The sequence below is a fragment of the Paraburkholderia sp. RL18-085-BIA-A genome, assembly GCF_046027075.1.
In the GTDB taxonomy this organism is placed as follows: Bacteria; Pseudomonadota; Gammaproteobacteria; order Burkholderiales; family Burkholderiaceae; genus Paraburkholderia.
On the sequence record NZ_JARESU010000229.1, the window covers coordinates 1 to 8440 of the forward strand.

At 59.6% G+C, this 8440-nt stretch carries 9 protein-coding genes; 4 read left to right on the plus strand and 5 right to left on the minus strand.

Annotation, left to right across the window (positions count from 1 at the left end; translation table 11 throughout):
- Positions 1-253: 253 nt before the first annotated feature.
- Positions 254-388, minus strand: coding sequence for a DUF3563 family protein (locus P0D89_RS49120; protein WP_408369926.1), 135 nt, complete (start codon positions 386-388; stop codon positions 254-256).
- An 86-nt stretch (positions 389-474) separates the two neighbouring features.
- Positions 475-1248, minus strand: coding sequence for a 3-oxoacyl-ACP reductase family protein (locus P0D89_RS49125; protein WP_408369923.1), 774 nt, complete (start codon positions 1246-1248; stop codon positions 475-477).
- Between the two features lie 235 nt (positions 1249-1483).
- On the opposite strand from P0D89_RS49125, the gene P0D89_RS49130 reads away from it, so the two are divergent.
- Positions 1484-1954, plus strand: coding sequence for an Lrp/AsnC family transcriptional regulator (locus P0D89_RS49130; RefSeq protein ID WP_408369920.1), 471 nt, complete (start codon positions 1484-1486; stop codon positions 1952-1954).
- Positions 1955-2179: 225 nt separating this feature from the next.
- Here P0D89_RS49130 and P0D89_RS49135 read toward each other — a convergent pair whose 3' ends face one another.
- Both P0D89_RS49135 and P0D89_RS49140 read right to left on the minus strand, forming a co-directional pair.
- Positions 2180-3526 (minus strand): IS110 family RNA-guided transposase, encoded by a 1347-nt coding sequence (locus P0D89_RS49135; protein ID WP_408369917.1) that lies wholly within the window; start codon positions 3524-3526, stop codon positions 2180-2182.
- A 295-nt stretch (positions 3527-3821) separates the two neighbouring features.
- Positions 3822-4328 carry a TetR/AcrR family transcriptional regulator gene (locus P0D89_RS49140; protein WP_408369914.1) on the minus strand — a complete coding sequence of 169 codons (507 nt, stop codon included), beginning with the start codon at positions 4326-4328 and terminating at the stop codon, positions 3822-3824.
- 156 nt (positions 4329-4484) lie between these two features.
- Here P0D89_RS49140 and P0D89_RS49145 point away from each other — a divergent pair, with 156 nt between their 5' ends.
- The 3 genes from P0D89_RS49145 to P0D89_RS49155 all read left to right on the plus strand — a co-directional run bounded on the left by P0D89_RS49145 (position 4485) and on the right by P0D89_RS49155 (position 6983).
- Positions 4485-4754, plus strand: coding sequence for a hypothetical protein (locus P0D89_RS49145; RefSeq protein ID WP_408369929.1), 270 nt, complete (start codon positions 4485-4487; stop codon positions 4752-4754).
- Between the two features lie 76 nt (positions 4755-4830).
- The gene (locus P0D89_RS49150; RefSeq protein ID WP_408369911.1) at positions 4831-5691 is read left to right on the plus strand and encodes an alpha/beta fold hydrolase; all 861 of its coding nucleotides are present in this window, start codon (positions 4831-4833) and stop codon (positions 5689-5691) included.
- Entirely contained in the window at positions 5679-6983 is a 1305-nt protein-coding gene (locus P0D89_RS49155; protein ID WP_408369908.1) for an MFS transporter, read from the plus strand. The genes P0D89_RS49150 and P0D89_RS49155 overlap by 13 nt, the downstream gene beginning before the upstream one ends.
- 319 nt (positions 6984-7302) lie before the next feature.
- Here P0D89_RS49155 and P0D89_RS49160 read toward each other — a convergent pair whose 3' ends face one another.
- Positions 7303-8178: an SHOCT domain-containing protein gene (locus P0D89_RS49160; RefSeq protein ID WP_408369905.1), complete on the minus strand. Its 876-nt coding sequence runs from the start codon at positions 8176-8178 to the stop codon at positions 7303-7305.
- Positions 8179-8440: the final 262 nt, after the last annotated feature.

Genomic DNA, 8440 nt, shown 5'->3' on the forward strand with positions numbered 1-8440 from the left:
GCGTCGTTCACCTCGTGCGTGGCTCTGACATTCGGGTGTCGGCTTCGTATCAGTAACCGGCCGCTCACGCACCGACGATGCACGTCGCAACCTTGGCCAAACCCGCCGCTCAATCTGTCACAGAAATTCCATGCCTAGAATGTGGAGATGGCAACGACGGCGCATTGTCCTCAGAAGAGTCGCCTCGCCGCGGGCATAGAGCGGGGCATTGACGCCGTTATCGTGAATCGCTCGCGACCGGCGTCGGCCCGAGCTAACCATCGCACTCTTTCATCCGACGCTCAAGCTCGGCAATATCCTTCGAAGCTGCGAGATATTCATCACACGGGGTCCGATGGGTGTTTTGCAGCCAGCGGTCGAGGCGTTCTAATAGGAGAGTTAAAAGCATACGTATATCCGGTTCGATTGAAGGCTATCTATAAGGTGTTGCGGTGGCGCGAGTCCGAACGGCCGTTCACGGTCGATCTGAGCGGCTCAGGCACTTGTACCCCCATCAACCTTCAGACTGGTGCCCGTTATGAACGCCGCATCGGGGCTTGCCAGCCAGGCGACAAGTCCCGCAATGTCGTCGCCTGACCCGTAGCGGCCCAGTGCAATCGATCCCCGGATCTGGTCGGCCATCGGACCGTTGGCCGGGTTCATCACCGTATCGATCCGTCCCGGCTGGACGTTATTGATCGTAATTTCCCGACTGCCAAGATCCCTTGCCAGAGCACGCGTCATGCTGGTTACCGCACCTTTCGTCGCGGCATAGACGGACACGCCCGGAATCGGCATGTAGTCGCTGCTGATGCTGCCGATATTGATGATCCTGCCGCCTTTTTGCATGAAGCGGAGCGATTCCTGAATGGCGACAAGCAGGCTTTTGACGTTGATGGCCAGCATCCGGTCGATATCTTCCAGTGGGAAGCCGTCGATCAGGCCGCGGCGGAACATCGCGGCGTTGTTCACGAGAATATCCAGGCCCCCGAAGCGCTTTGAGGTCGATCCGACTGCGGCTTTAACTGCTTCCGCGTCGGCACTATCCGCGCGAATTGCGACGCCTCTTCCTCCGGCGCGTTCGATGTCCTCGATGACACGATCCGCGTCGTCACTCGAATTCGAATAGGTTATCGATACGGCCGCGCCATCGCTTGCAAGCCGTCTTGCGATGGCCGCCCCTATCCCGCGCGAGCCCCCGGTCACGAGCGCCACCTTGCCAGCCAGTTGTCCATTAGAAAAAGTCACGTTTGCTCCTTTCCATTGCATCCTCTGCTCGTTCCAGAGCGGGCCACGCTTGCCTCGTATATCAGCAAGCGGGAAGCGTGTGTGAGTGGCCCATTACCGACCCCGGCAGCGCTGCGCTGCTGCGACAGGACACGACACGTCATGTGAAAAATTCTAGCTGGTGTGCGCCGGTCGTACGTGCCAAAATGAGCCAATGAACTGGCCGCACGGTGGCAAAATCAGGCACATTTTTGCGTTTATTTGACACAATGAGCTAATGAAATTTGACCGGATCGATATTGATATCCTGCAGGCGCTACAGCGTGACGCACATGTCAAGGCCGCGGACCTGGCCGAATCGCTGGGCATTTCGCTTTCGCCGCTCTACCGGCGCATTCGTCTGCTCGAAGAGGCGGGCGTTATTACAAAATACGTGTCACTTCTGGATCAGGAGAAGGTGGGATTCCCCGTCACCGCCTACGTATCGGTCGCAATTGAAAAATCCGCGGCGAAACTGGCTGCTTTCGAGCGCACCCTGCGGAGCTGCGAGGAGGTGATGGAGTGCTACCTGATGACCGGCGCGTTCGATTACATCGTGCGTGTGGTGGCCAGTGACATGGCTGGAATCGAGCGTTTCGTGATGACACGGCTCGCGACCATCGAGGGTGTTCGCGACGTCAGCACGTCGATCGCCTTGCGGCGTGTCCAGTACAAGACCGTGCTACCAGTTCGCGAGGGCGGGGAGTAAATATCCGATTGCACCGGAAGTACCCAGACCGATGCGGTGCAACCATAAGTCCGAAGTAAAGTTGCTTGACCGCGCGAATTTACGAGTGTGGCCCTTCGTCGATCAACTCGATCTTCGGCTCCCGGCCACAAACCGCCATTCGCCGACTCCTGATCATCGCCGTGCGAACGTCAGCGCAGCTCTCTCAAGAAACAACTTCAAGTAGCTGAAAAGACGGGTTATTTTTCAATCAGATTGTCCTTGTGGCTGTATGGGCACGAGCTCGAGCCCCATGGCAGCGGCCCTTTTCTTGAGGTGGAAGAGTACGCGTTGCTGATAGCGTTCCTCGTAGTAGGCCTGCCCCTGATCGACGTATGCCGTGCCTTTGGTGAGCATGGCGTAGATCAGGCGTGCAAGTTTGTGTGCGACGGCGGTTACGGCTTTGGCCTTGTCTAGACGCCCGCACATACGTCGATAATAGGCGCCCAGGGCAGACTGGCTGGGGCGAAGTCCGACAGCAGCGAGCTTGAGGGCCTGGGCGGCGCGATTGGCGTTGCCTTTGGTTGCGCCCGAAAGGAGCTTACCTCCGGATATCTTGGTTCCGGGGCACAAGCCAAGCCAGGATGCAAAGTGCTTGGCGCTTTTGAAGCGGGACAGATCCGGGCCGACCTCGGCGATCACCTTCAGTGCCGTACTAACGTCGATGCCATCAATGGCAGTCAGGTCTACGCCGCAGATTTGGAACAGATAGGTGCGCACATCAAACTTTGGGGAATTCTTGACCTTGCTGATGCGACGTCGCTTTGACGGCCCGGGTTCGGCTTGGGTTCGACTCAGCGTTCTTAGCATGCTTTCCAACTGCAGGTCACAGCGCTGGAGTGCTTGAGAATAGGCATCAAACAGTTCAACCGACTGAGCCAGGACGAACAGGTGTTCTTCCCGCCAGTTGCCCTGCAGCGACCTGGCGATCTCTTCTTGGCTCGCCCGAATTCGTGCGTGCTTGAGCTCAGCGAGCTTCAGCGGATCGCGCTCGCCAGCAACGATGGCGCGCAAAATCCTCTGCCCCGTCTCCCCGACAACATCGGAAATGACGTTGGTCAACTGCACGTTCATTTGCGTGAGAGCCTTTTGCATGTGCTGCACATGCCGCGCCTGGTAAGACAGCAGCATTGCGCGCTGACGCATCACCGCGCGCAACGCACAGATCTCGTCGCTCGGACGAAACGCTCCCGACAACAGCCCGTAACTCATCAGCTGCTGCAACCATTGGCAGTCCAGCACGTCTGACTTGCGGCCCGAGACGTTCTTGACGTGCCGGGCGTTGACCAGATACACCCTCAGGCCCCTCGATTCCAGCAACTCGAACAGGGCAATCCAGTACACCCCTGTCGATTCCATGGCCACCGTGTCTACGCCGCACGCGACCAGCCAATCCGCGAGTCGCTCCAGGTCCTCCGTAAAACTCCGGAATTCCCGCACGGGCTGGTCGTCCCGATCCGGCGGTACTGCCACAAAATGACTTGCGGAACCGACATCTATTCCCGCGGCATTCGGGTTCGCTATTTCCAGTTTGACTCGCGTGCGCTGCGCCATTCTCCACTCCATAATTAATAGAGGAATGCCGCGCTGCTGAGGGTACGTCGTCACTGCTCAATCTCTCAAACGGGATGTTCGCTCGCACGAACTCACCAATGTCGCCGACGTGACCCCGGACCACGCTCCAAATCGGGCGTTCATAGCACCATTAAAACTTCGGTCTTCAGTGGCGCGACATGCCACCTTACCAAACCCGAAACCGCCGCTACGTTTCTTCGGAACGCCTGCCGTGCAGCGGTTACTACGCTCCTTAGCGGACAATCAGCATTACTTCGGCAATGCGCCACGGAAATCAAGCCTCTGTTTGTGCATCCAGCAGCATCGCCACACGCGTGCGTGCGAACGCGGGATCGATCGGCACGTCGTCGAACAGCAGTCGATACATGAGGGGCGCAACCACGCTGTCCATGACGTCGTGCACATCTGGAGGCGATTCGCCGCGCTCGATGGCCCGATTGAGCATCATCTGTAGCTGTGAACGCGTGATTGCCGCGCATTGGCAGGCCGGGCCGCTGCCATCGGCATTCATGCCTGCGAGCACATCGCGCGTCATCGCGCGGCCCAGCGCGGACGACATTTCTTCCTGGTATCCCTGCGCCCATGTTTCGAGATCGTTCTGGAGCGAGCCCGTATCGGCAGGTCCAGTGTCCGGATAAAAACGCTTCACGGCGACATCGGCCAGAAGGGTTTGCAAATCCCCCCAGCGCCGGTAAATGGTGGACGGCGTCACGCCCGCCCGGGCGGCCACCTGGGCCACGGAGATCTCGTCGCGCGGCAGCTCGGCCAGCAGCGCGTTCACCGCCTGATGGACGGATTCCTGCACCCGTGCGCTGCGCCCACCGGGCCGCAAACCTTCATGTGCTGCCATATTTTTCTTACTCCCGCGGTGCCGTCCACTCGCCTTGTCGAAAACTGCAAAAACCACTAAAGCTAAAATGTTGCATTAACGGAAGGCATGGCGCACAATCCGCTAAAGCAGTTATTTTGCGTTTATTCACCGGGCTGCGCAATGACCTTCGATACCGCCGTCAAGTTTCCCGTTCCGCGCACGTCGCAGGCCCTTTGGGTTTATGCACTGACGGCTGCCACGTTTTTCGGCGCTTCGAGCGCGCCTACGCCGCTTTACCGGATGTATCAGCAGGCGTGGGGGTTTTCGTCCGCCATGCTGAGCCACGTCGGTTCCGCGACCGGAGTGTTGATTTTTTTTCAACGGTTTTGCGGATAACCGGTGGTCTATCAGAGACAGAAGGCTGACCTCAACGAAGGAATCAATGCATGCTGGAGAAATCAGGCATTCAAACATGGACGTTAATGGCGCGAAGTTGCACGTTGCTCGAGTTGGACAGGGCCGCCCGCTTTTGCTCTTGCACGGCTGGCCGGAATTCTGGTTGACATGGGAACCCATCATGATGCGCCTCGCGGATCGCTTCGAGCTGATAGCGCCCGACCTGCGAGGATTTGGCGATAGCGACATGCCGAAAGGGGCGTTCGGACCCGAGCAACAGACCGACGACATGTCGACGCTAATCGCAGCGCTTCATCTTGGTCCGGTTGGCGTCGTCGCACACGACATCGGCGGAGCGATCTCCCAAGCACTCGCCCGAAAACGACCTGAACAGATAGCCGGGCTTTTCTTCTTTGACTTCATCTACCCCGGTATCGGAGACCGCTTCATGGGCGCAGGACGCGGCGCGCTCACCTGGTACTTTCACTTTCACCAGTCCGACCTCGCTCCGCGGCCCTTGAGCGCCACGCCGGAGACGGTTCGCCTCTACATCTCGCACTTTCTCAAGGACTGGGCCTTCCGCAAGGATGCGTTCGACGGAGTTCTGGACGCGTTCGTTTCCGCTTATCAAAGGCCGGGGGTTATCGAAGGCAGCCTTGCACACTATCGCGCAAGACGGAGCGAACACGACGCGGCTGCCCCGCGGCCCTTGCTGTCGCCAGCCCCGATCGATCTGCCGACGTGCGTGCGGTGGGCGGAGCACGACAAGTTGTTCGACTTCGAATGGACCGATCGTCTACCGGAGTTCTTTGGTCACCTCGACCTCGAGTTTTTTCCGGGCGTGGGACATTTTCCTCATCGCGAGGATCCAGATCGGGCTGCGGACGAAATTTCGAAGTTCTTCGGCCGACTGGAGCGAACAGGATGGAAACGATGAATTCGTCGGCTTCTGCAAGTCGATGGGAACTCGACGGACGGGCCGTGGGCGCGCTCGCCGCTGTCTCGGCGACTTCGGTCGCCAACTGCTACTACATTCAGCCGCTGCTGGGTACCGTCGGGACAGCCCTCGCGCTTCCGCAAGCCTGGCTCGGGCTGCTGCCAGCGGTATTTCAACTCGGACTGGCGGTCGGCATCTGTTTCCTGCTACCTCTCGCAGATGTCATCACAGCCCGGAAGTTGTTGGTGATTGTCGTGCCACTTCAGATAGCTGCGCTGCTCCTGATAGCGGCAAGCTCGAACGTCGAGTTGTTCGCCATCGGATGTATTGCTGCGGGACTTTTTGGCATCACGCCTTATGTGCTCCCACCCTACGCGTCGCTTCATGTGCCCGCGAGTCGAATTGGACGTGTCACCGGAATGCTGACCAGCGGAGTCATATGTGGGATCTTGATGGCGCGCACGGTAGCGGGCCTCGTAGCGGTCCACTACGGATGGCGTACGGTGTACGCATTGGCCGCGTGCGCCATGATCGCCTGCCTGGGCGTGATCCTGAAAGAGGTGAAACCATCGTTGCGTCCAAAGACGGCGGCCGTCGGATACCGGTATCTGATCCAGTCGCTCATCGGACTTTTCACTGCGTCACCGACATTGCGCACGGCGGCTTATTGTCAAGCGTTGAGCTTCGGATCATTCAATGTGTTCTGGCTCGGCTCGGCGCTCTATTTGCATGATCGTTTTGGCTGGCGGCCGGATCAAATTGGCTACGTTGCTCTGTTAGGCGCGGCGGCCGCCGTCTGTGCTCCGCTTTTCGGCCGTTTGGTGGACCGCGTCGGACCTCAACGCACCCGGCCTGCAGCACTCGCGACTATCGTTGTGGCTTGGGCGCTTCTCGCGCTATGCCGGGACAGCCTGCTCGTGATGGCGATCGCGCTTGTCATGCTGGACCTTGGTTCGACGGTCACGGACATATCAAATCGCTCGATCCTCTACGGACTTGCGCACAATGTACGAACACGCCTGAATGCGCTGTACACGATCGCGATGTTCGTCGGCGGAGCGGCGCTCTCGATTGGCGTTGGCATTTGCTGGGCGACGGGGGGATGGCTCGCGGTCTGCGCACTCGGCGCAATATCGGCCGCTCTCTCGATGATTTTGGCGCTGTCGCATGTCAGTGACGATGGGGGCTGGGTGTTCTGGATTTCGGCGTCTCTCCACAGCGTTTGGGAGCGACGCACATTCAACCCACCCAAGGCTTTAAATGAAACCTCACCCGATCAATCCGCGGACTGACAGTTCGCGGAAGACTCGTACCGGGCGAAGCATGGCTTAATTCTTGGCTGGGTGAGCGTTTCGCCGCCGAGCTCCAGCAGGCCAAATGGTAAATGCTCATCGACTGTGCTTTCCCGCTACGGTGGCATGTCTGCAGTCCCTTCGGAAGCGGCCGTTTAGCGGGCAGCTATGCGAACGGCCGGAGTGGGTCGATTCCGGACCTACAGGAACAAGTCGAGTCGCTTCTTACTGAGCCATCAACCGGGCGATGTGCCCGTCCCTGTGTGGGCGTTTCAGCCAAGTAGAAAGCGTGCCCCGATCGCGCTGCGCGATGACGCGCTCACAAACGACTCAGCAGTTCCGCCTTCTTGGCGGCGAACTCCTCATCGCTGAGAATCCCCTTCGCGTGCAGTTGGGCGAGCTTCTCTATGGTGGCGAACACGTCCGCCTCGCGGGCGACCGACTGAGTGCTGACGGGCTCGTCCTGCACCGGCACCGGCGACGACGCCGGCTGCGGAACCCCACCGACCGAGACAACCGGCAGGCCGGCGACCGCAACCAAGCCGTGCTGGCTCGCGAATGTGAGGGACGCGCCGCGGGACTGCTGCTGTGAGAAGCCGCTGATCTGGTGATCGAGCGTATCGTAAATCGTCACCTTGCCGTTCACTTCGATCGCCAGGCGCCGGGTCTGTGCGAAGTAGGCGTAGCGGACGTCGTTCTGCGCGCCGGTGCTGTTGGGCCGCCCGAGATCAGCGGGCCACCAGTCGCCAGAGGTGCCGGGGGCGGGCGGAACGAACAGACTCACCGGTCCACCCGGTCCGGCTGCAGTCTGCTGCTGGTTGCTGCCACCGTAACCAGCGCTCTGCTGTTGTTGCTGGCCGCCGTCGTCGTTGCCCTGCTGCTGAGTACCCTGGCTCTGCGACTGGAAGCTGCCGCTGCGAATAAGGTCGGGCTGATTTGCCATCAGGCGGGAAAGCTCGGAACAGAGCCCATCGACCCGGCCTTTCAGGTAGTTGTTGAACATGTCGGAGACCATGGTCATTCCCCCCTGCATCCACTGGCCGGAGCCACCAAATTCGGGGTGATTGAACTGGGCCATGCTGCCGTTACCGCGAATCACAGGCTCCAGCATGCTCATCACGGCGTCCGTGCTGAACCCATGTCGCTGGGCTACTTCTTCGATCAATTGCTGGCCGGCGGGGGTAAGTTTTCGCATGGTGATCCTCTCATGGTTTCTTCCGACACCGGGTTATATAAACTGCAGCGCCCCCTGCTCAGTGCCGGACGGGGCAATTCCGCGAAGATCGCGAAAATTAGGCAACGTGGCTGGGGAACAGTTCAGTGCACCAGCGCGAGACGATCGGGGGACAGGTTGCGCGGTTTCACGTCAAGCTCCCGCAGCCGGTCGCTTTTCCGTCGTTCGACGCTACGCTCAAATTGGTCGACAATCCGGTGATGGCCCACGAGCCGGGGGCGCT

Bases quoted from the DNA above. Each gene is read 5' to 3' on its own strand.
- P0D89_RS49120 (WP_408369926.1), bottom strand. From the start codon at position 388: ATGCTTTTAACTCTCCTATTAGAACGCCTCGACCGCTGGCTGCAAAAC.
- P0D89_RS49125 (WP_408369923.1), bottom strand. From the start codon at position 1,248: ATGCAATGGAAAGGAGCAAACGTGACTTTTTCTAATGGACAACTGGCT.
- P0D89_RS49130 (WP_408369920.1), top strand. From the start codon at position 1,484: ATGAAATTTGACCGGATCGATATTGATATCCTGCAGGCGCTACAGCGT.
- P0D89_RS49135 (WP_408369917.1), bottom strand. From the start codon at position 3,526: ATGGCGCAGCGCACGCGAGTCAAACTGGAAATAGCGAACCCGAATGCC.
- P0D89_RS49145 (WP_408369929.1), top strand. From the start codon at position 4,485: ATGGCGCACAATCCGCTAAAGCAGTTATTTTGCGTTTATTCACCGGGC.
- P0D89_RS49150 (WP_408369911.1), top strand. From the start codon at position 4,831: ATGGACGTTAATGGCGCGAAGTTGCACGTTGCTCGAGTTGGACAGGGC.
- P0D89_RS49155 (WP_408369908.1), top strand. From the start codon at position 5,679: ATGGAAACGATGAATTCGTCGGCTTCTGCAAGTCGATGGGAACTCGAC.
- P0D89_RS49160 (WP_408369905.1), bottom strand. From the start codon at position 8,178: ATGCGAAAACTTACCCCCGCCGGCCAGCAATTGATCGAAGAAGTAGCC.